Origin of the sequence: Streptococcus sp. 'group B', assembly GCF_002073795.1 — a bacterium.
GTDB lineage: Bacteria > Bacillota > Bacilli > Lactobacillales > Streptococcaceae > Streptococcus > Streptococcus agalactiae.
In genome coordinates, this window is record NZ_CP020432.1 from 1,471,041 (window position 1) to 1,492,479 (window position 21,439).

Below are 21,439 nucleotides of genomic sequence, written 5' to 3' on the forward strand. Positions count from 1 at the left end.
GCTCCTACATATGGTAAAAGGGATTTGTTGGAGCTTTACTCTCTAAAACTGAAATATCCCAGCCTTTTTCAAGTTTCCACTGCTCAATCATAGTAGCTATTTTAGAAACAAATAAAACCTCAATATGATGGCCTGGGTCAATCGCAAGCAAACCATTTGTGATCATTTCTTGTGCAGTATGATAATAAATATCTCCCGTTACAAAAACATCTGCTCCTTTTGCAATAGCTTCTTTGTAGAAACTTTGCCCACTACCCCCACAAATAGCAACTCGTTGAATTTCAGGATTAGATTTATCATATGAAACTAAACGAACGCTATCTAAACCAAACACATCTTTAATTTTCCATGCAAAAAATTCAAAACTCTGGGGTCTAACATCACCAATGCGACCAATACCATAACCATTACTTGTCTCAGATAATATATCGGGATATTGAATATCTAATAATTCACAAAACCAGTCGTTAAGTCCATTAGGAACGATATCTATATTAGTATGGCTCACATAAACAGCAATGTCTGATTTAAGAAGGTCTATATAAATCTTATTTTGCGGTGTTGCTACCAAATCCTTTAATGGACGAAAAATAGGAGCATGCTTTACAATAAGAAGATCTACTTGACGTTCAATTGCTTCAGCTACTGTAGTCTCTCGAACATCTAAAGCTACCATGACTGTCTTTATTTCTTTATCTAAAGATCCAATTTGAAGACCTGAAATATCTCCTTCCATAGATAATTCCTGTGGACAATAAGTTTCATATACATCAATAAGTTCTCTAGCTTTCATCAAGAACCTCCTTTATATCCTGTATTTTATCTTCCAAAATAGCACGTTCTTCCATTTTACTATTGGGAATAGAGTTTAAAGCAAAAGTTAATTTATTAAGCTCATTTTGCCATTTTTCTTTAAAAACTGTTGTGTTATTGGATAATAAAAATGGACCAAATCGCAATTCTTTAGCAGTTAAATTCATATGACCATGCTTAACAACTAAAATTTCATAGCATTTGTCATTTTCAGTCAAGATATCTTCTGCTACTATTTCAAAATCATTTGCAGCTAACCATTTTCTTAAATCATCTTCCCGATTATTAGGTTGTAAGACTAGTGTTTTAACGTGCTGAAGTTTGTCTATATCGTTATTCAAAATATCAGCAATCAAACGACCACCCATTCCACAGATAGCTATCGTATCAATATTATCTGCTTCTTCAAAAGCTGACAAACCATTTGCTAAGCGAACATCTATCTTTGAAGTGAGACCATGTTCTGAAACGTTTTTCAACGCAGACTGATACGGTCCATTCACCACTTCACCAGCAATGGCAAAATCACAGTATCCCATCTGCAACAAAAAAATAGGTAAGTAAGCATGATCACTTCCTACATCTAATAACCGAGCTCCTTTTGGAACATAGTTTGCAACTTTTTGTAATCGTTTTGATAATTGTAAATCCATTGTATTTCCTTCAGTTTTTCTCTGTTAAAAGTATAACATCATTAACATCAAAAGAAAAGGAGCAGACCTAATGTATCAACCATTCTGTCTCCTCCTAGTAAACTTATTCCCATAAATTCATTGCATTTTTAAAATCATCCGAAATCGCTAAATCTTTCATTTGGTTATCTTCACGTGCTTGTTTTCTCTCTTCAATTTGTCGAAGTGTCGTCAATCCTTCACGCCGCCAGTTGCGAAGGATAGCATTGATATAATTCCAACTTGTTTTCCCATTGAAAACCGCTTCTCTAAGAGCTGCCCTAACAATATCAGGATCTGTCTGATCTTCTTGCAGTGTCTTTTGTAAATCTTCTAATTCAAAAGGACTTAATAAGCGACCTAATTCACGTTCGAAGTCTCCTACTAAATCTTTCAGACGATTCGAATCAGCGGTTTTATTGTCTATTATTACTTGATTATCCTCTTCGAAAAGTTTATCTAATTTAGCAAACACAGGGCTTGTATCAAAGATAATCTCGATTTCGTGATTCAACTCAATTGTTTTGACATCTAGTAAACCTTGACTTGTTAAATTCGATATAGAACGATTGATATCTGCCACTGTTTTATCAAGTGATGTCGCAATACGACTCGGTGTTAGATCGGATAAATTAGTTGTATTTTGTAAATAGAAAAATTGCCAAACTAAAAAATCGTCTGCTGTCTTAAAAATAGATTTAAAGTGAAAAAATAAAGCACTTGGTAGAGTCAATTGCCCTGACTGATATTGTTCCAAATAAGTCATAACCTTTCAAATCCTCTCTATCGTCCTAAAATTATGAAATGTGTAACAAAAAGCACCTCTCAACTATTATCATAGCACTTAGAGGCGCCCTTATCATTCATCTATCTTGAATAGGCCTTATCCTGGAAAGTTCATCAATACCTTAGTATCATAACCTTCAATAGCTTTACGACCATTTAATCCATCAAGTTCAACTAGGAAAGCACAGCCTGCGACAACGCCACCAAGTTTTTCAATCATTTCAATTGTCGCTTTTACTGTTCCACCAGTAGCTAAAAGGTCATCAACAATTAAAACACGTTGACCTGGTTTAATAGCATCTGCGTGCATTGTCAATGTATCAAGACCATATTCTTTTTCATAGTCAGCTGAAATAACTTCGCGTGGTAATTTACCTGGTTTACGGACTGGAGCAAAACCAATACCAAGAGCATAAGCAACTGGGCAACCAACAATAAAGCCACGAGCTTCTGGTCCAACAATCATATCAATATCTTTATCAGCAGCATATTGTACAATTTCACGAACAGCATAGCTGTATGCTTTACCATCAGCCATTAATGGGGAGATATCACGGAAAGTAATTCCTTCTTGAGGATAGTTTTCAATTGAAGCGATGTAATTATTTAAATCCATTTCACTTGTCTTTCTAAGGGGAAACCCCTAAAATGTTTTACTCTTCATTATATCATAAAATTAAATAAAATAGTACTGGAAACTTTAAAACCATATGCTAGTTTTGCATATGGTTTTAAAAATTAGGCATCTGTTACCTTGACAAAAGGTGCTCCAATATCAATTCTATCCTCACTATAATAGCTCTGTTCTTTCCAAAGTTGTGAAATTGGATACCAACCAGACAAGGACGGTGTGTAAGGGTCAGAGACATGTGTCAGTCCGTTATTATATCCTTTGAGAACGATTTCATGACTTCCATGAAGAACAAAAACATTATTTTGTACTGCCGCTAGGACATGATAACCATCCTTCAACGCTTGTACAAGGTTAGCTTGAGTTCCTAATGCAGTTGCTGTTACACCCCATTCTTTGGCTGCTTTTAAGATTCCTCTAGAAGTTGTTCCTTGAACACCACGATTAAATTCAACTGTCTTATGGTAAAGGTAATCTGCAATTTGCGTTGGTAAAACAGTTTCTCCTTTCAAAGAAGACAAAATCATAGCTAGAGAAGTTGGTACACAACCAGTTTCTCCTAAAGTTGCCATACCATATCTTCGACTTGCCCACCTTCCATCACGTTGGCTAAAGTAAGGAGTATTATAATTTGAATGTGCGACTTGTAGAGAAGTTTTTACCAATAATTGTTTTTGATTAGAAGCATTTTCCTGATAAACATGGATAAAGTATTTACCATTGTCTCTATGATTTGTAACATTAAATGTCAATCTAGCTTCATGATTTTTGGGTGTGACGGTATACCACTTAAGGTCATCCTGATTGTTTTTATCTGACCAAATAGCAATTTTTAAATTCCCAGGACTAATAACATTTGTCACTCGTACATTATAGTTTCCAGTTCCCTTATAGGTCGTTTGGACAGTTATAGGCATTTTAGCAGTCTCAACTAATTTAATTTCGATTGCTTCAATTCGTTTTCCTTGGTTAGTACTACCAGCGATGTCATTGTTATAAGTCCAATCCTGCCAACCATAATCTTGCATGTGAACTCGATACATCACACTATAGGTTTTCGATAGCAGACCTGTCAATCGCATCTGAATAGCTTCTACTTGTTGAGATTCATTTGGTACATTACTTTCTCTCCCTGAATTAACAACAGTTTGCCAACCTGAACCATTAAGAAAAGTTCTATATTCTATATTTCCTAGAGCTGTACTACCTAAGTTAAGTTTGATGGCTTTTATAGATTTTGAAAGTCCAATACTACCTCCTAATTGGCCTTCCAAAACCGTTGGTTTCCAACCATCTTTTTGAAGATAAGTTTGATAACTTAATCCAGGATGCTTCATTTCTAAGAATGAATGATTTGTTTGGGAACTAAAATCTGAAGCTTTAGCTACTAGTTTTACTTCCAAAGCCTCTAAACGTTTCGATTCTCCGACTGTACCTGCTACACTATTATTTTTTTGCCAAGCCATCCAACCTTTATCTTGGACGTGAGCGCGATAATAAATATCATAATTTTGTTTTAAATTCCCACTTAAGTCCAATTGAATAGCTTCTAGTCTTTTTCCTTGATAATCCTTACTTGTTTGACTACCTAAAATTTCTCCCCAACCTTTATCTTGTACATGAGTACGATAGAGAATGTCCCCATACTTCAAGGTGCTAAGAGTGAATTTTACTCCATCTAGGGCTTTGGATTCTCCTAAAGTTCCCGCCATTTGTCCTTCAAGTTTATTAGATTGCCAACCATTTTGGCCTACCTTAACCTGATAATTTAAGACAGGTCTCTCTTCCTTAAGTATAGTTGGTGTTAAAACAGATTGTCCTTTAAGGGTAAACTTTACTTTGTAAGCTTCAAGGCGCTTTGACATTCCCAAAGTCCCAGCGTAAGCTCCATTTTTAGCCCAAGCCATCCACCCGATATCTTGAACATGAACACGATAATAGACATCATATAATTTTTGTAAATTATCAGTAAGGTTAATGCTTAGTGCTTCAATAGGTCTACTCTGACCAACAGTACCACTAACTTGACCACTCTCTACTGAAGGTTGCCAACCTTGTCCTTTAACATAAGTTTTATAGCTAAGTTTTCCTGTTATTCCTTCAGGGGCTTTAATAGACAATTTTATTGCCTCAACCTGCTTTTCCTGTCCTACTGTTCCTGAAACTGTTGCATTATCAACCGACTTTTGCCATCCAATATCTTGAACATGAGCAGAGTAAGTCACTGTTGGTAATTGCTTTGTTGAATTTTGTTGAGTAATAACTTCACTATCATTAGCTACTTGATTAACATTAGAATTTGTTTGATTTGCTGAGTGCTCAGCAGTACTAGCTTTTACAACAACTTTTGAACTAGCATCAAAGGTTTTGACTGGGGTAGCTGCTATCTCTCTAGGATTAGATGAAACAGATGTAGCAAAGCCTGTTTTTATTAAAGGCTCTGCACTATTTTTCATAGCCTCCGAGGAATTAACAGGTAACGTTAACTTGGAAATATCCGAAATAGTCTGACTGCTATCAGTTTTCTCTGAGATCGTTGAAGTTACTGCTTCTGCCTGTTCTGCCTTGACATCTTGACCAAGAATTGCACTACCACCTAAAATAGTAACGATACCTGCAATGACCAAAAATTTACCTTTTTTGTACATCTTTTTTCTAACGATAGGTCTCATAGATTTTATCCTCACCTTTAATATTCTTTATCAAAAATTCCATTATTTTCTTAATTTTATTATATTTTAATAATATTTGCAATATTATTATTGAAATAACTTATTTATATACCAAAAAAACCACTTAAAAAGTGGCTTCTTTAGTATATTATCAACTCATCATAAAATCATATATTTCTTTAGGTGTCCCTAAAGCCATTAATTCTTGAAACTTAACTGTCTCTTTTAATTCTTGATAAATTTGACTCTCAGAGATATCTCGCTTTTCTGCTTCTTTATTGACTGTCATAATCCCCTCTGTAATCGTAACAAAATGTAGTTCTTCAAAAATTTGAATCATTTTAATTAATAAAATATCAGGAATATGAAGGTAGGAACTGAGCTCTTTTAACTTATAACGAACGTCAAATTCTGGGAATTGATATATTGTTTTATATAAACTAGCAAATTGATCACGTGTACCATAACCAGATATAAAATAATTTTTTGGTATCTCATTTTTAAAATAGATAGCATCAAACTGTTTACCTTGAGTCATTTGTTTTAATTCTTGTGGATGATCGGGAACAGTCAAAAGAATAACTTCTTTGCTCTGCTCTTCTTGAGACAGGATTGGCACTCCATGAGGTAAGCTACTTGCTTTGCTTCTAATATCAAATAATTGAATACCATCTACACGCGCATCCTCCAACATTAATTGTAGGGTTGTGGCACCATTCCATTGATTAACAGATAAAGTGACAGCTAACTCCAAATGTTGTGCTTGTTGAAACTCTTGTAGTTGACTCCCCATATTAAATGCTACCAAATCAAGTGCTTGTCCATCTTGTTCTAGTTTTAATTTCAGATGAGCACCGTTTTGCCCCATGACTCTGGCTTGACTCACTTTAAAATCTTTTAACAAAAAGACTGGTTTTTTATTATCCATTCCAAATGGCGCTAACTTTTCAAAATCTCTAACAGTGTCTAAACTAAGTTCGTCAAAACGTAGCTCACTATCAATTGTCAGAGTTTTTTTCTGACTCATGTCCAATTGTTTTTTAGAGATATAGTCACATAAAACTTGAGAAAGATCACCTACCTTACTTTCCTCTAAAGTCATGCCTGCTGCTCCGCTGTGACCTCCAAAAGCAATGAATAATTCTCGATGCTGGTCAAAAGCTTGAAAAATATCAAGTGCTTCTACACTTCTGGCACTTCCTTTAGCAATACCATCTTCAATATTCAAAACAATAACAGGTTGTCCAGTTCTCTCTAAAATACGACCCGCCACAATACCTAAAACCCCTGGATGCCAATTTTCTTTTGCTAAAACTTGTACAGGCTTTGTTTGATCAAGCATTTGCATAGCTTGGTCAAAGATAGTTTGAACGATTTCTTTGCGCTCTTCATTTTTTTGATCAATCATTTGGGCTATTGCTTGAGATTCTTCATCATCAAACCCTGTTAGTAATTCAATAGCTGGATTAGGGTCATCAAGTCTTCCTAAAGCGTTTAATTGTGGAGCAATTTTAAATCCAATAGTTTCTTCATTTAGTGTTTTTAAATCAATATTTGATAAAGATATTAGCTCCTGTAAGCCTATTCTTTCACTATCTTTCATAACTTCAAGTCCAGCTTTTACCATGATACGATTTTCATCAGTTAGGCTAACCATATCTGCAATCGTCCCAATAGCAACCAAATCCAACATTTCTGTCGGGATTGTTTCTAAGAGAGCACAAGCTACTTTGAAAGCAACACCACACCCTGCTAAATAAGGAAATGGATAATTAGCATCAGGATGTTCTGGGTGAATAATAGCATAAGCACAAGGTAAATCTGCTGGCATACTGTGATGATCAGTAACTACCACGTCCACACCTTGATTTTGAGCATATGCAATTGCTTCATGCCCTGCCACACCATTATCAACCGTAATGATTAATGAAACATCTTGTTGTTCAATAAAATATTTATAAACACTTTGATTGGGACCGTAACCATCTGTAAAGCGATTTGGGAGATAAACCTGGACTTCAGCTCCCATCATATCTAATGCTTCTTTCATGATTGATGCTGATGTCATTCCATCAGCATCATAGTCTCCATAAACTAAAATAGTTTCATTATTTTCAATAGCTCGTCTAATACGATTAACAGCTTTATCCATATCATTTAACAAATAAGGATCATGGAGATTTTCCAAATTAGTTTGTAAAAAATGATGTAATTCCGCTGATGTCTTAATACCTCGCGAATAAATTAAGGAAGCCACCGCTTCACTTATCTTTTCTTTTTTTGAAGCCTCAAAAAAGCCAGCGTCTGGCTTTTGGTTATTGAGGACCCAACTATACTTAGCAGATATCATTTATAATTGAATACCTTTCTGGCAAAATAATCAGCTGTTTTTGGAAATAAACTATAATATTTATGCGCAAAAGCTAATATAAAAGGAAGATTTAATTCTCTCTTATTTTTTCCAAGAATAGAAACTACTTTTTTAGCTACTTTTTCTGGTGTTAGAACAAAACGACCTATACTTGCTAAATAATCACCACTTGGATCAGCCTGAGCAAAAAATCCTGTTTTGATTGGTCCAGGGTTTACACTTGTCACATAAACATTTTTTTCTGCTAATTCTAAACGAAGAGCATTCAAAAATCCAACGACAGCAAACTTACTAGCCCCATAAACGCTAGCTTTACTTGTTGCTATGAGGCCAGCCATGCTTGCAATATTAACGATATGACCAGATTTTACAAGAGACATCTTATGTCCTATCTGACGAGCTATAGACATCGTTGCAAATGTATTCACAGCAAACATGTCTTTGACTTCTTCATCACTATAATCCCAAAATTCTTTAAAAGAACCAAATCCAGCATTATTAATTAAAATATCAATTTGACCAAATTCAACATAAATTTTTTCAATCATATTCGTTACAGCATTGTCATTAGTTATGTCTAGTGATAAACATAAGGTGTTTGGTCTCTTTCCATAAAGCTTTTCAAGTTTTTCTCTTGATCTCCCTGTGACAATTAAATGGTCGTCTTGAGGTAATTGGTTAATAATTGCCTGTGCTAAACCACCAGAAGCTCCTGTAATCAGTATCGTTCTTGCCATTTTATATACCTACTTCTTCCAAATCTCTAACAAGATGGGTATTTGAAAAAATCGTCTTTGCATCTTCTTCCATTTGCCAACAATCTCGCCCCATAAAACGAGCACTAACATGATTTAATAATAGTCGTTTAGCATTTGCTTGTTTAGCGATATCAGCTGCTTGCATATTGGTTGAATGCCCATGCGATTTAGCAATTCGCTCATCACCCTTACCATAAGTAGATTCGTGCACTAAAACGTCAGCGCCCAAAGCTAACCTAATACTTGCATCTGTTTTTCTAGTATCTCCCAAAATAGTGATTACTTTACCCTTTTTCGGTTCAGAAATATAATCTTTAGCAATAATTTCTCTACCATCTTCTAAGGTAACATTCTCACCATTTTTGACTTTCCCAAAAAGGGGACCAAATGGAACACCTGCTAGTTTCAATGCTTCAGCATCTAAAGTGCCCTCAAGGTCTTTTTGCACAACACGATATCCCATACAAAAGATAGTATGATCTAGCTTTTCTGCATAAACGGTAAATTTATCTGTTTCCATAATTTTTCCGAGTGATGATTCATCAAACTCGTGAAAATGAATTCGATAAGGTAAACGTGAACCTGATGTCCTTAAGCCAGTCATAACAAAACTTTTTATACCGACCGGTCCATAAATATCTAAATCTGTCTGTTCTTCATTGGCTTGAAAAGCCCGACTGGATAAAAAACCTGGAAGACCAAAAACATGGTCTCCGTGCATGTGCGTGATAAAAATTTTTTTGACTTTACGAGGTTTAATCGTGGTTTCTAAAATTTGACGCTGTGTACCCTCTCCACAATCAAACATCCAAACCTCGTTAATTTCATCTAATAATTTCAAGACTAAACTTGAAACATTACGAGCTTTCGCTGGTTGACCAGCTCCAGTTCCTAAAAATTGAATTTCCATACTTGTTGACTTTTTTATAATCCTTCCATAACTTAATAAATTTAATTAGTAGATTTAGTATCAATATAAATAACTGACTCACGTCCTTGACTAGAATAATAGTATTCACCTGACTTTGTTTTAACCAACTCTAATAGCTCTTCTTGATTGAAACTAGTTATTTTAATAATATCTTTTTTAAGTTGTAAGACATTCCCTAGTAAACTTGTTTCTGGTGTAATATTTTGAGATTCTGTTTCGTCAAAATCTATTTTTGCCATTCTGATACCAGACCGATCTTGATAGACTTTATATTGAGGAAAAATCTGTGCAATTTCTAAGAGTAACTGCGGTGTAATGACTTCTTTAACTTCAGAAAAAACACTCGCTTCTTCTTGATCATTTAGGTAAGCAAAACCAAATGATTTTCCTGATAAATTCAAACGAATAAAAGGTTTTTCTTCATCAAACGATAAATGTTTTGGAAACAAGCCCAAGGCTTTGGAAAGATCAAAATAGTAATCAGTTGCCGCTTCTGGCCCTTGCTTTTGATATATTTCAGCAAAATAAGCATTAATCACACTAGGAGGTGGAGTGATAAAATCAAGTCGTTGTTGCTTAGAGAGGCCATCTAGTTTTTTCTCTAGATAAACTTTATCTAAGCTCGTAAAACCACCATAAGTCAAAGCCAAATCAATATAATCAATCATAAAATTCTTCCAGCTTCCATTTTTGTTTAGGAGAAATATAGCCTGTAATATTCTCGTATTCTTCTTCAAAGGTGTAGGTGTCAAGCAATGCTATTTTATTGAGATCATAGAGCTTATATGCTTGATTTTGATGCACTCTAATCGAAAATTCGTCAAAGATATGTCGTATTTCATCCACAATAAGACGGCGTAATAAATCCCTACTCCCTTGTTTTTTGGCTGCAATTCTCACATTAGGAAAAGTTGTTGCATTCAGCTGCTCAGTGACATCCATCTTGTTGTATATCGCTAAACGAGGAATATCTATCATATCTAAGTCTTTAAGAATCTCCATAACAACTTTTTCGTGTTCTTCATGATTAGGGTCACTAGCATCAATAACATGAAGTAATAAATCAACATGTCGACTTTCTTCTAAGGTAGACTTGAAAGCCGCAACTAACTCTGTAGGTAAATCTTGAATAAAACCAACAGTATCTGTTAAAGTGACTTGAAATTGATTTTGTAAATAGATCTGCTTGGTTGTAGCGTCTAACGTTGCAAATAATTCATTGGCTTCATATTGCTTATCATCGGTCAAAACATTCATAATAGTTGACTTGCCAGCATTTGTATATCCAATTAATCCAATTTTAAAGGTTGTCGAATCAACACGTCTTTCTCGAACTGTCTCGCGATTTTTTTCTACAATCTTCAATTGTCTTTCGATATCAGAAATTTGATGACGAATGGAACGACGATTCAACTCTAACTGAGATTCTCCTGGACCTCGGCTTCCGATTCCTCCTGCTTGACGACTAAGCATAATACCTTGTCCAACTAAGCGTGGTAACATATATTTCAATTGCGCTAGATGAACCTGTAATTTTCCTTCATGACTTCTAGCACGCATAGCAAAGATATCTAAAATAAGTTGCATACGGTCAATAACTTTAACACCAAGTTCAGCTTCCAAATTAGAGTTTTGTCGCGGAGTCAAACGATTATTAACCACAACGGTATCAATCTCATCTGCTTCTACAATAGCTTTTATCTCCTCTAATTTACCAGATCCGATAAATGATTTACTATCATATTTATCTCTTTTTTGATAATAATGATTAACAACATTTGCTCCTGCTGTCTTAGCTAAGCTAGCAAGTTCTTCCATGGACATTTCAAAATTCTCAGTATCTTGAAGTTCTACCCCAACTAAAATAACACGTTCTTGCTCTTCTTTAGTTTCTATCACCTATAATCTCCTTTCAATATTTTTTTCTTGTTCTAAATACGTAATCTTTATTATAACATAATGCCCTTTAAATGCGAGAAACGGCTTTATTTACTTTGATGATAAAAAATCACTGACTTTTCGCTTGATTTTTTGTTGATAATTTTCCTCACCAACCATAATAAATTCGACATTCATACGGTTTCTAAACCATGTTAATTGGCGTTTTGCAAAACGTCTGGTATTTTGTTTTAGTTTATCAACAGCTTCTTCTAATGGTATTTGCTTTGAAAAGTAAGGAAATAATTCTTTATAGCCAATTCCTCTACTTGCTTGAACACTAGGGTAGTTATCGTATAGCCATTTAGCTTCATCTAAGAGACCATTGTCTATCATCAAATCAACTCGTCTATTGATACGATCATAGAGCACCTGACGATCATCATTCAATCCAATTAATAAAACATCATACGGACTTTCACTATTTTGCAAATCATTCCCAAACTTCGCCAATTCTAATGCACGGATGGCACGTCGACGATTAACTTGCGGTATAACAATGGATTGTTCTGTCAACTTTTCAAATAAATCTTCATCACTTAGAGACTCTAATTTTTCACGATAGGCCTTAAGAGTTTCTTGATTGACTTCGCCTCCTAAATGATAGCCCTCAAACAAACTCTGTAAATATAGGCCAGTACCTCCAACAATAATAGGGATTTTCCCCTTAGAAATAATCGTATCAATAGCTACTTTTGCCTCTTTGACAAAATCATAAACCGAATAATTCTCATTTACTTCACGAACATCAATCAAGTGATGATAAGCTTGTTCTTGCTCTTCTTTACTAGCTTTAGCCGTTCCGATATCTAACTTCTGATAAACTTGCTGACTATCGCCACTAATGATTTCGCCATTGAAAGTTTTAGCTAATTCAATTCCTAATGCTGTCTTCCCAACCGCAGTTGGACCAACAACTGCTATAAGCTTGATTTTTCTCATGATACTTCTCAATTCTATAAAGGTTTTTACTTGAAATTTAACTAGTATTTCGTTACCATAATTATATCATAGATAGAAGCAGAGTCTTCATCATAGATTGGAGAATTATTATGGTTAAAAAATTCGCATTTGCTAAAGGAATAGCAACAGGAGTCGTTGCAACAGCTGCTACTCTTGCAGGTGCTGCATTTGCTATCAAAAAAACAATTATTGAACCTGAGGAAGAAAAAATAGCTTTTATCGAAGAAAATCGTAAAAAAGCTGCACGTAAACGTGTCTCTCATTAAACAATAACTCCCTTACTAGCTAGTAAGGGAGTTATTTTATATTAAATTGTTCGCCTTAAAAAGAAAATATAACGTACCATTACTATCATAACAATAAGAGTTGTTGTCCCAATTTCAAAGTGGACTAGCCCCTGTATATCAACTGGTAATGATAGATGCTGAATACTTAATTTAAGTGAGGTAGCTGAGATAACAAGGGGGAAAGTAAAGGCTGAGAAACCTGGTGTAAAATCACCAATCAGTAATTTAGGCACCTGAAAAAGAATGAAAAAATAAAGAAATTGTGCCATTACGATTAATAGCAATAATAAACCTCTATTTGGTGACACAAAACTATTAACATATCCCGCTGTGATTAGCGACATTGGAGCGCAAATAGTAGTTATATTAGGCTTAACTGCCGAAGGTAGCCCGATTTTATATGCTTTAATGAATAGAAATGGTAATAATACTAAAGTTGCAATAAAACCATACCAAAAAACTATTTTCCCAATAGTGAATTGTCCACTAATTGGTGCTGTCAGGCTAGCTACCCCTATACCAACATAGAGGACAGACCAAGAAGGAAAAAGATTAGCCATCGAAAAGTGTCTCAAATATTTCCATGAAAAAATAGCCATATGAATGATTAACGCAATAAATGACAACCACCATACACCTTTTTGACAGAACTGCTACCCATATTCCTAAACTTCTAAATAATAAGATATAGGTCGATAAAATCATACCTGCCATAAAAAAAGTAGTAAAGACAGAAGCAATCAAAGGATTGCTTAACTCCTTCCTGCTTTCTTTTTTATTTTTTAATATTCCTTTGATTAAAAAAATCCAAAAAACAAGTGCTACTAGCCCTAAACAATAGCGAAAATAGGTGCCATATCCCTCTAGAAGGTTCCCCAAAGCTAATAGCCCCAATACTAATCCCGCCATCACTAATGGTGGTTTTTCCCAATTTTTCATCATATACCTCATAAAAAAACGTTTACATCCATTATAACACAATTAGATTTTGCTGATAAGTGATTTTATTAACTTAATGAAAAGAAGCTAGCCCATTGACTAACTTCTTTTTTAAGCTCTTCTAAAGTTTGCTTTTATTTTAAGTGACGATTCCTCTTTAAAGAGAGACCTAGTAGAGCAAGTAGACTTGCTAGAATGCTTATTCCTACTACACTTAGTATTTTTGATGACTTATCTCCAGTTTTTGGCAAATTAGCTTCATTTGTCAGATATGAATCGGTCTTATTAGAAACTACAGGAGTTATTGAGGTCTTATTAGCTATTCTATTTACTTTTTCTACCGTTTTAGATCCCTTGAAAGATTGTGTTTTGGGATAATCTGCTTGCAATTCCTCCTTAGGGCTAGGAGCAACTTTGCCAACTTTAATCACAATTGCTGTTAATGGATCAATCAGCAAACTATCTTTTTCAAAATGAACACCTCTAGGAGTTGAGATTGGTTTAATCCCCGCTTGATCAGCATCAACAATTACTTGCCCTTTTAAAAGGTGTTTATATTTTTCACCTAGTAAAACGTTTCTAGCTTTACTATCAGCATTAACAAATACTGCGTAAATATCGCCTTTAGAATCTATTGTTTGGTAAGCAATAACCAAATCTTTTTCTTTAATATCACCTTGACCTACCTCTGTAATCAAGCTAACCTCACGATCAATTTCTGCTTTGCTCAATTTCCGGAAAGCATCTGTTGAACGCCTTAATGTGATTAAACCTGCTGTATAGGCCTGTGTTTTCGTTGAAATTGGGTGTTTGTTATTATCTGTGGCTGCTGCCCAATCAAAATGATTAATGGCATCTGAAGAATCATATGAATCATGAATAAAATATGGGTATTCTTTAACAGCTTCAATAAGTGTTGCTTTATTAGGCAATTTGTCATCTGAAACTTTTGTCATGTAATCAGGGTTAAGTAAACGCTTCGTACGACCATACTCTTGACCAGAATGAATGAATGCTGTCCCTTGAGATGTTAAAATCATTACATTTCCTAAACGCAGACGTCTATGAATATCTTCTTCAGCTACCTTAGGGTCTTTATTAATTGATTTTGCAATCACATCATGCAAGGTAAGGTTATCATGTGCAGCAATATACTGCACCACATCTCCTGGCGAATCTGCTTCAAAATTCCCAGGTTGTGCTTTGATATTTTTAAAAATACCTTGTAAAGATTGTGGGCCACCTGTGATGAAAGCTGGAGTACCTTCATTTGGAAAACCAGATTTCAAGCTATTACGAATATCATCTGAAAAGACGCCAACTGTATCGGTTGACTTCATCCAATCTTGGTCAGCTGGTTTAACCGGCTTACCTTGATCGCCTTGGAATGTTCTCCAGCCCTCACCAATCATAATCATATTAGGATTAATAGCTTTAGCTTCTTTATAAGCTAATTCAATCGCAGCCGCATCATGATCTCCCATCATATCAAAACGGAAACCATCAACTTTAAATTCACTTGTAAGATATTTAATGGAATCAACCAAAACACGACGACTCATTGCATGAGTGGTTCCTAAACGTCCCCCTCCAAAACTTTCTCTTGGTGAACCATCTTCATTCATAAAGTGATAATAATTAGGTTCTATATCCTCAAAGAGATAAGTTTTTGCAGTGTGATTATAGACGACATCAAGTATAACCCCCATGCCACGTTTATGAATATCATGTATTAATTGTTTTAATTCGGCGATACGTGCTGATGGATCTTTTGGTTTCTCTGAATACATTCCAGAAAGAGCAAAATAGCTCTGTGGGTCATAGCCCCAATTGTAATTATTGTCTGAGGAAGTGTAAGCTGTTGAGCGTGACTTATCCATTTCATTAACATAAAAATAACTCAATACCGGTAAAAGCTGAATGTGTGTAACTCCTAATTTCTGTAAATAATCTAGTTTCTCTGAAAAGGCTGCAAAGGTACCAAGTTGATTTTTTAATTTTCCGTCCAAAGATTGATCAGAAGTGAAGTCTCTTACATGTGCTTCGTATATAACAGCATCTTGTCTTCCTTTAAAATTAGCAATTTTAGCAAAACTTAAATTTTGAGGTCCAAGTTGACTTGGATTTACAAAAGCTGCTTTAGCCGTTTTTATATCGTCATTAACAGTATTACTATCCCACTCTGCTAATGACTTTGCATAAGGATCTAAAATCTTAACCTTATCCTTACCTCTTTTTATTTCGTAAAGATAATAGTAACCAGTATAGTTTTTAATACCTAATTTAATATCAAGTATCGTCTGCCAAACACCTTTATTATTTTTCACAAGGGGGGTAGTCGCTACAACCCTGTTTTGATTATCTTTGTCATAAATAATCATAGTGACACTATCAGCACTCGGTGACCAGAGGCTGGCTTCAACTTTTGAACCATCTTGATTGAGAACTGCACCTAAATTTCCACTATAAGCATAAAGTTGGTCTTTAAATTCCCAAGATTGCCTTGTCGTGACATTGTTACCATTATAAGATATATTGAAATGACCTTGTTTAGGATTAAAGTCGCCTTTGATTATTAAAAGAGATTTACTAGTATCGAGAGTGATATCAGAAATTTGTATAGCATTTTGATTTTTATCTGTCACTTTCAATTCTTTTAAAATTTCAGTTTTATCTACCCCATCTAGAGTTGTAAAACTTGCTTGAATACTTGTTAAATCAGTTTGTTGAGCATCCTTTAGCTGCACTTGATCAATGTAATAAGGATTATTATAAACCTTTGGATCCTTATCTTTTACAAAAATTTGGTTATGGTTAGCTAAATCTCTAAAAACATAGTCGTTGGGTTGAACTTTCACTGCATCTCCTGTCTTACTTTCATCTAAGATTAGAAAACCAATCTCTTTGGCATTAGTTTTCAGTGGTACATCAATATACCTTCCATATAGTCCTTGATTCACAAAATTACTACCATCTGGCCAAGTTGTTGAGGGGGTTGCAACATCTTTAAAGAGCCATGCTGATAAGTGGTCATAGTTACCAGATGAACTCAAATAGTTAATACGGACATACCCTTCTTTGAGGGGCTGATAAGTATGTATACCGTACTTTTCATCAATCCAAACTTGGTTCATCTCAGGTCGTAATAATGGAATATGATGATCGCCGCTTAAATTTGTTCCTGCTTTGTTATTAATTAAAAAAGATATTTGTTTTCGTTGTTTTTCAGATAATTTAAAATCAACATAATAACCGTAATCATCTTTCTTAGCATTAGTCATAGGGATAGCACCATTTGGCCAATTACTAGACGGTTGATCAACATCTCCCCATATCCAAAGCCCAGTGCTTTCTACAGGATGACCTTGAGGCAATTCTTTAAGATGTAACCTAAAGTAACCATTTTCAATCTGTGGAGCTTGATTAGCAACTTTCAAGGTCGGACTTGGAGCACCTATAGCTTGAGAAGTTTTGTCGGGAGTATTTTGCAATGTAGATGGTGCCACTTTTAAATCTAAGGTATTTTTATCTGAAACAGGACCTTTATTTTCTTCAAGCAGGCTTGTCGCCTTATCCGGCTCTGTCACTCCTTTTTGAGTGTCAGTTTCATCTGATACTAATTGCTTGGTATCCGGCATATCTGAGGGTGTCACAACCGTCTCAGAGTTTGAGTTTATGTCATCTTTTAAATTAGTAGATTGTCGGTTGTCAACCTGATTAATATTCGACTTTGCAATCGCTGTAGTTGCAGGAGAAACACTTACTTCTTCAGCAAATACCTGTGGACTATGAAGAAAAATACATACCCCTGTTGCAACTGAAGCTACTCCAACACTTAACTTTCTAATCGTGTATTGAGTTTGTTTATCACCAAATAAGTCTTTTCTTTTCATATCATTCTCCTTTTTTAATGAATTGTTACCAATAAAATCATAACAATTTACGCAAGCGCTTGCAACAAGTAAGTGATTTCTTTATTTTTTTGAAATTTTCACTAAAACTATCAATGACATTACAAAAAAGCTAAGCAATATTGCCTAGCTTTTTTATCAAAAATTTCCTCATATCAAATGATTTTCATCAATTTGATAGTCCTTTAGCAGACATTGAAGTCTATCAAATTCATAACAAAAATGTTCAGGAATATGACCGTCAGAGCCTATAGAGTATTGTTTACAACCAAGCTGTTTTAGTATCTCTAAAGCATAGCGATAAAGTTTTTCATTCCCATATAGATAAAGGGATTTGGTATTTAGTTCAAAAGCTAACCCCTTAGATAACATCTTTCTGAAAATGCGCTTCAATTGCGTTTCAAACGGTTTTAAATCTTCTACATCTAAGTTTAACTTACGAAAACCATAATCAAAGTGATCTAAAACGTGCGCTTCCACACGGCCTATGGCAAATTCCATACGATTAAAGTAATCTGCTAAAAGCTCCTTTGTTGGTACTTTCAGAGCTTCTTCTTGCAGATAATCATACCTACCATTATGATGGATTGACAATAGTTTTAAATCAAATTCTTTATTTTTTAAATAATCTAAAATATCTGATTCCCTATCTTTAAAATAACCGATTTCAATTCCTTTTTTAAATCGATTTCCATATTTCTGATTAAGATAATCTATTTTTTGACAATAAGCACTATAATCAGGAACATCGTCTTGACCGGTGTAAGGATTTGATAAATCAAAATGTTCTGTTGTGATAAATTCACCTGTAAAACCATTAATATAGTCCTCAAATGCCGTTTGACAATCATAGGAAAAATGCGTGTGTAGATGATTATCTCTCATACTAACTCCTATCCTTAATCTTTTAAAATATCTGCTACTATCTTTTGTAAATCAACGATTAGATCTTTTTCAAACCATGGATTCTTCTTTAGCCAAATTTGATTTCGCGGTGATGGGTGAACCAGGGGTAAATAATCGGGTAGATAGTCTTTGTAAGATTTAACTGTTTCTGTTAGATTTTTATGTGCGGAGCTTCCAAGATAATATTTCTGAGCATATTGACCAACTAGCAAGGTCAATTGAACATTAGGCATTTCTTTTAAAATAAGAGGGTGCCATTTCTCCGCAAAACCTTTTCTAGGGGGTAAATCTCCTGATTTTCCTTTGCCTGGGTAATAAAAATCTAAAGGCAAAACAGCAAATTTTCCAGAATGGTAAAATGTCTCTTCATCAACTCCAAGCCACTGGCGTAGACGATCTCCAGATTTATCTTTCCAATAGAGTATTGCTTCTTGAGTTTTTAAACCAGGTGCTTGTCCAACAATATTGATCCTAGCTGTTTTAGGAGCAGCAAACAAAGGATCAATACCATTTTCTGTATAATTTTGATTCTGTGAATCACTTTTTATTGCTTTAATAATTTTTTCCAAGTCAGTCATAAAGTCTCCAAATCTAACCTTATGAAAAGAGGCAAAGACACTTTCATGTCTTCACCACCCTTTATCATTGATCACATATTTAGTTTAAGGATTATTTTATTTGATTAATTCATAGATAGCTTCTGCGTAGATAGCAGCCGAACGGAAAATATTTTCTAAAGGCATGTACTCATTAGCTTGATGCATAGTGTTTTCATCTCCTGGGAACATGGCACCGTATGCAACACCCCGTTCAAGTAAGCGACCAAATGTCCCCCCACCAATAACCTGTTCATGTCCTTTAAGACCAGTTTGCTTTTCATAGACAGCTAGTAAGGTTGATACTAATTCATCGTCCATAGGTACATAGTGTGGTGTGTGTTCATGGTCAGAAAGAGTCACTTTTTCAACTCCGTTAAGTTTCTCAAGCTTAGTTTGGATAGTTTTAGCATCTGTCCCTTGTGGGTAACGGAAATTAAGAGCGATAGTATTATCATCATTAGTTTCATCAAACTGGAAGACACCTGCATTCATGCTCAACGATCCCATACAGTCATCTTCATAAGCTACTCCAAGTTTTTCACCTGAGAAGTCTTCGTGAATAATGTTGGCTGTGACATCTAAGAAAGCACGAGCAGGACCTTCAAAATCAAATTGACTTAGATAAAGAGCTAAATAAGTCGCCCCATTAACACCTTCTTGTGGTATTGAACCATGAGCAGATTTACCATAAACTGTAGCTATATACTGCCCATCTTCTACAGATAATTCTGCTTTCAAATTATGTTTACCTGCAAAATCAGCTAGACTAGCTCCAAGTGTTGTCTGATCTAAATGACTTGTGAAACGTGCTGTGGCTGATTCTGGAACCATGTTTTCGCGAAGTCCGCCAGAAAAGCTATGCAGTCTAACAGCTCCCTTATTTTCTCCTGAAAAATGTAAATATTCAGTGATATTACCTTTTTCACCATTTATAATTGGAAATTCTGCATCTGGAGAGAAACCAAAATCAGGTTTTGGAAGACCAACATGTTCGAAGTAGTAATCCATATCTCCCCATCCAGATTCTTCATCAGTTCCTACAACAAAACGAACTTTCTTAGATGTTGGTAGCCCAAGCTCTTTAATAATTTTTAGAGCATAATAACATGCCATTGTTGGTCCCTTATCGTCTGATGACCCTCGAGCATATAAACGGTTATCCTTGATAACTGGTTCATAAGGGTCTGTATCCCAACCGCTGCCTGCAGGAACAACATCTAAATGCCCAAAAATACCTAGTTCTTCTTCGCCTTGACCAAATGTAAAGTGTCCCGCATAATTATCTACGTTTTTTGTTTCGTAGCCATCTCGCTCAGCCATCTCAAGGAAAAATTCCAAGGCTTTTACAGGTCCAGGACCAAATGGATGCTCTGCATCAGCTTGTGAATCATCACGCTCCGAGTTAATACGAAGAAGATTTATTAAATCGTCCATCAAAGCGTCTTTGCGTTTGTCTACTTCTGCTCTAAAATCAATTGTCATTACGGCAACTCCTTCTATAAAATATTATGTAGTTTGTGCTTAAAAATTAACGTTTTTCAATAATATGATCAACTGGCAAACGATAACTAGGCTCAACCTTTTCATCACTATAACCAACAGTAATTAATATTTCTGGTCTAAAACGTTTATCTATCTCTAAGACATCATTGGTAATCGCTTTATCGAACCCTAAAATCATATTAGAACTAATACCTTGATCTGTCAAGGCAAGTACTAAATTCATAGCAACGATACCTGCATTTAAAGAGAGATACTCTCCAGTTTGTTTTTCACTATATAAAGCATAGCGTGGTGGTAGAGTTTCCATATAATAACCAATTAAATCATCAGGAAGAGATCTACGACCAATACGAGCTATTTTCCGTGATCTCTGTCCTAAATCTGTATCTGTAAATAAAGCAATAACATACTGCGCTTGATTAATTTGGTTACAATTACTTTCCGGTAAACCTTCTGCTAGAGCAGATTTTTTTTCTTGGACAACAACAAACTTCCAAGGCTGAATATTATTAGCAGATGGCGCTAATGTCGCAATTTCAATAGCAGTTCTAACATCTTTAAAGTCGACTGGCTTATCATTAAAATGTTTCACAGCATGGCGCTTCTTATTTAATTCTAGAAATTTCATAAAAACCTCCTATTCTATTTGATTTTCCCTACTATTCTATCACTTTTTAAAATGCGTTTCAGCTTTTGAAGGCAAAATTGATAAAAAAGTGAAACCGGTTTGAAAACTACCATAAAAAACAAACAAACTTGT

At 35.0% G+C, this 21,439-nt stretch carries 17 protein-coding genes and 1 pseudogene; 1 reads left to right on the forward strand and 17 read right to left on the reverse strand.

Features of this window, described 5'->3' with window-relative positions:
* Positions 1-4: 4 nt before the first annotated feature.
* The 11 genes from A6J68_RS07780 to miaA form a co-directional block, all read right to left on the reverse strand.
* Positions 5-793, reverse strand: coding sequence for a Nif3-like dinuclear metal center hexameric protein (locus A6J68_RS07780; RefSeq protein WP_000647415.1), 789 nt, complete (start codon positions 791-793; stop codon positions 5-7).
* Positions 783-1,466, reverse strand: coding sequence for a tRNA (adenine(22)-N(1))-methyltransferase (locus A6J68_RS07785; protein WP_000365673.1), 684 nt, complete (start codon positions 1,464-1,466; stop codon positions 783-785). The genes A6J68_RS07780 and A6J68_RS07785 overlap by 11 nt, the downstream gene beginning before the upstream one ends.
* Positions 1,467-1,569: 103 nt before the next feature.
* Positions 1,570-2,250, reverse strand: coding sequence for a DnaD domain-containing protein (locus A6J68_RS07790; protein ID WP_000221656.1), 681 nt, complete (start codon positions 2,248-2,250; stop codon positions 1,570-1,572).
* Positions 2,251-2,367: 117 nt separating this feature from the next.
* On the reverse strand, positions 2,368-2,886 hold the full coding sequence (locus A6J68_RS07795) for an adenine phosphoribosyltransferase (protein WP_000365343.1): 519 nt from the start codon (positions 2,884-2,886) through the stop codon (positions 2,368-2,370).
* 122 nt (positions 2,887-3,008) lie between these two features.
* Positions 3,009-5,573: a GBS Bsp-like repeat-containing protein gene (locus tag A6J68_RS07800; protein WP_001247507.1), complete on the reverse strand. Its 2,565-nt coding sequence runs from the start codon at positions 5,571-5,573 to the stop codon at positions 3,009-3,011.
* 151 nt (positions 5,574-5,724) lie between these two features.
* Positions 5,725-7,923: a single-stranded-DNA-specific exonuclease RecJ gene (gene recJ / locus A6J68_RS07810; RefSeq protein ID WP_000622235.1), complete on the reverse strand. Its 2,199-nt coding sequence runs from the start codon at positions 7,921-7,923 to the stop codon at positions 5,725-5,727.
* Positions 7,920-8,681 carry an SDR family NAD(P)-dependent oxidoreductase gene (locus A6J68_RS07815; RefSeq protein WP_000124585.1) on the reverse strand — a complete coding sequence of 254 codons (762 nt, stop codon included), beginning with the start codon at positions 8,679-8,681 and terminating at the stop codon, positions 7,920-7,922. Before A6J68_RS07815 ends, recJ begins: the two co-directional genes overlap by 4 nt.
* A 1-nt stretch (position 8,682) precedes the next feature.
* Entirely contained in the window at positions 8,683-9,612 is a 930-nt protein-coding gene (rnz, locus tag A6J68_RS07820; RefSeq protein ID WP_000405388.1) for a ribonuclease Z, read from the reverse strand.
* A 41-nt stretch (positions 9,613-9,653) separates the two neighbouring features.
* Positions 9,654-10,301 (reverse strand): hypothetical protein, encoded by a 648-nt coding sequence (locus tag A6J68_RS07825; protein WP_000568320.1) that lies wholly within the window; start codon positions 10,299-10,301, stop codon positions 9,654-9,656.
* Positions 10,294-11,532, reverse strand: a complete 1,239-nt coding sequence (gene hflX, locus A6J68_RS07830; RefSeq protein WP_000573351.1) for a GTPase HflX — start codon at positions 11,530-11,532, stop codon at positions 10,294-10,296. Before hflX ends, A6J68_RS07825 begins: the two co-directional genes overlap by 8 nt.
* A gap of 90 nt (positions 11,533-11,622) precedes the next feature.
* Positions 11,623-12,513 (reverse strand): tRNA (adenosine(37)-N6)-dimethylallyltransferase MiaA, encoded by an 891-nt coding sequence (miaA, locus tag A6J68_RS07835; protein WP_001226480.1) that lies wholly within the window; start codon positions 12,511-12,513, stop codon positions 11,623-11,625.
* Between the two features lie 110 nt (positions 12,514-12,623).
* Here miaA and A6J68_RS07840 point away from each other — a divergent pair, with 110 nt between their 5' ends.
* Entirely contained in the window at positions 12,624-12,800 is a 177-nt protein-coding gene (locus A6J68_RS07840; RefSeq protein ID WP_000239229.1) for a DUF3042 family protein, read from the forward strand.
* A 41-nt stretch (positions 12,801-12,841) separates the two neighbouring features.
* Here A6J68_RS07840 and A6J68_RS07845 read toward each other — a convergent pair.
* The 6 genes and pseudogenes from A6J68_RS07845 to A6J68_RS07870 form a co-directional block, all read right to left on the reverse strand.
* Positions 12,842-13,760 (reverse strand): annotated as a pseudogene (locus tag A6J68_RS07845) (TDT family transporter).
* A gap of 134 nt (positions 13,761-13,894) precedes the next feature.
* Positions 13,895-17,653 carry a pullulanase gene (locus A6J68_RS07850; RefSeq protein ID WP_070469330.1) on the reverse strand — a complete coding sequence of 1,253 codons (3,759 nt, stop codon included), beginning with the start codon at positions 17,651-17,653 and terminating at the stop codon, positions 13,895-13,897.
* 168 nt (positions 17,654-17,821) lie between these two features.
* Positions 17,822-18,556: a PHP domain-containing protein gene (locus A6J68_RS07855; RefSeq protein ID WP_001205490.1), complete on the reverse strand. Its 735-nt coding sequence runs from the start codon at positions 18,554-18,556 to the stop codon at positions 17,822-17,824.
* A gap of 14 nt (positions 18,557-18,570) precedes the next feature.
* The gene (locus A6J68_RS07860; protein ID WP_000130587.1) at positions 18,571-19,155 is read right to left on the reverse strand and encodes a uracil-DNA glycosylase family protein; all 585 of its coding nucleotides are present in this window, start codon (positions 19,153-19,155) and stop codon (positions 18,571-18,573) included.
* 96 nt (positions 19,156-19,251) lie between these two features.
* Entirely contained in the window at positions 19,252-20,658 is a 1,407-nt protein-coding gene (pepV, locus tag A6J68_RS07865) for a dipeptidase PepV (protein WP_000150951.1), read from the reverse strand.
* Between the two features lie 46 nt (positions 20,659-20,704).
* Positions 20,705-21,307 carry a nitroreductase family protein gene (locus A6J68_RS07870; protein ID WP_000670189.1) on the reverse strand — a complete coding sequence of 201 codons (603 nt, stop codon included), beginning with the start codon at positions 21,305-21,307 and terminating at the stop codon, positions 20,705-20,707.
* Between the last annotated feature and the right edge of the window lie 132 nt (positions 21,308-21,439).

Excerpts from the sequence above, each read along its gene's own strand:
- A6J68_RS07780 (WP_000647415.1), bottom strand. The coding sequence starts at position 793 with ATGAAAGCTAGAGAACTTATTGATGTATATGAAACTTATTGTCCACAG.
- A6J68_RS07785 (WP_000365673.1), bottom strand. The coding sequence starts at position 1,466 with ATGGATTTACAATTATCAAAACGATTACAAAAAGTTGCAAACTATGTT.
- A6J68_RS07790 (WP_000221656.1), bottom strand. The coding sequence starts at position 2,250 with ATGACTTATTTGGAACAATATCAGTCAGGGCAATTGACTCTACCAAGT.
- A6J68_RS07795 (WP_000365343.1), bottom strand. The coding sequence starts at position 2,886 with ATGGATTTAAATAATTACATCGCTTCAATTGAAAACTATCCTCAAGAA.
- A6J68_RS07800 (WP_001247507.1), bottom strand. The coding sequence starts at position 5,573 with ATGAGACCTATCGTTAGAAAAAAGATGTACAAAAAAGGTAAATTTTTG.
- recJ (WP_000622235.1), bottom strand. The coding sequence starts at position 7,923 with ATGATATCTGCTAAGTATAGTTGGGTCCTCAATAACCAAAAGCCAGAC.
- A6J68_RS07815 (WP_000124585.1), bottom strand. The coding sequence starts at position 8,681 with ATGGCAAGAACGATACTGATTACAGGAGCTTCTGGTGGTTTAGCACAG.
- rnz (WP_000405388.1), bottom strand. The coding sequence starts at position 9,612 with ATGGAAATTCAATTTTTAGGAACTGGAGCTGGTCAACCAGCGAAAGCT.
- A6J68_RS07825 (WP_000568320.1), bottom strand. The coding sequence starts at position 10,301 with ATGATTGATTATATTGATTTGGCTTTGACTTATGGTGGTTTTACGAGC.
- miaA (WP_001226480.1), bottom strand. The coding sequence starts at position 12,513 with ATGAGAAAAATCAAGCTTATAGCAGTTGTTGGTCCAACTGCGGTTGGG.
- A6J68_RS07840 (WP_000239229.1), top strand. The coding sequence starts at position 12,624 with ATGGTTAAAAAATTCGCATTTGCTAAAGGAATAGCAACAGGAGTCGTT.
- A6J68_RS07850 (WP_070469330.1), bottom strand. The coding sequence starts at position 17,653 with ATGAAAAGAAAAGACTTATTTGGTGATAAACAAACTCAATACACGATT.
- A6J68_RS07855 (WP_001205490.1), bottom strand. The coding sequence starts at position 18,556 with ATGAGAGATAATCATCTACACACGCATTTTTCCTATGATTGTCAAACG.
- A6J68_RS07860 (WP_000130587.1), bottom strand. The coding sequence starts at position 19,155 with ATGACTGACTTGGAAAAAATTATTAAAGCAATAAAAAGTGATTCACAG.
- pepV (WP_000150951.1), bottom strand. The coding sequence starts at position 20,658 with ATGACAATTGATTTTAGAGCAGAAGTAGACAAACGCAAAGACGCTTTG.
- A6J68_RS07870 (WP_000670189.1), bottom strand. The coding sequence starts at position 21,307 with ATGAAATTTCTAGAATTAAATAAGAAGCGCCATGCTGTGAAACATTTT.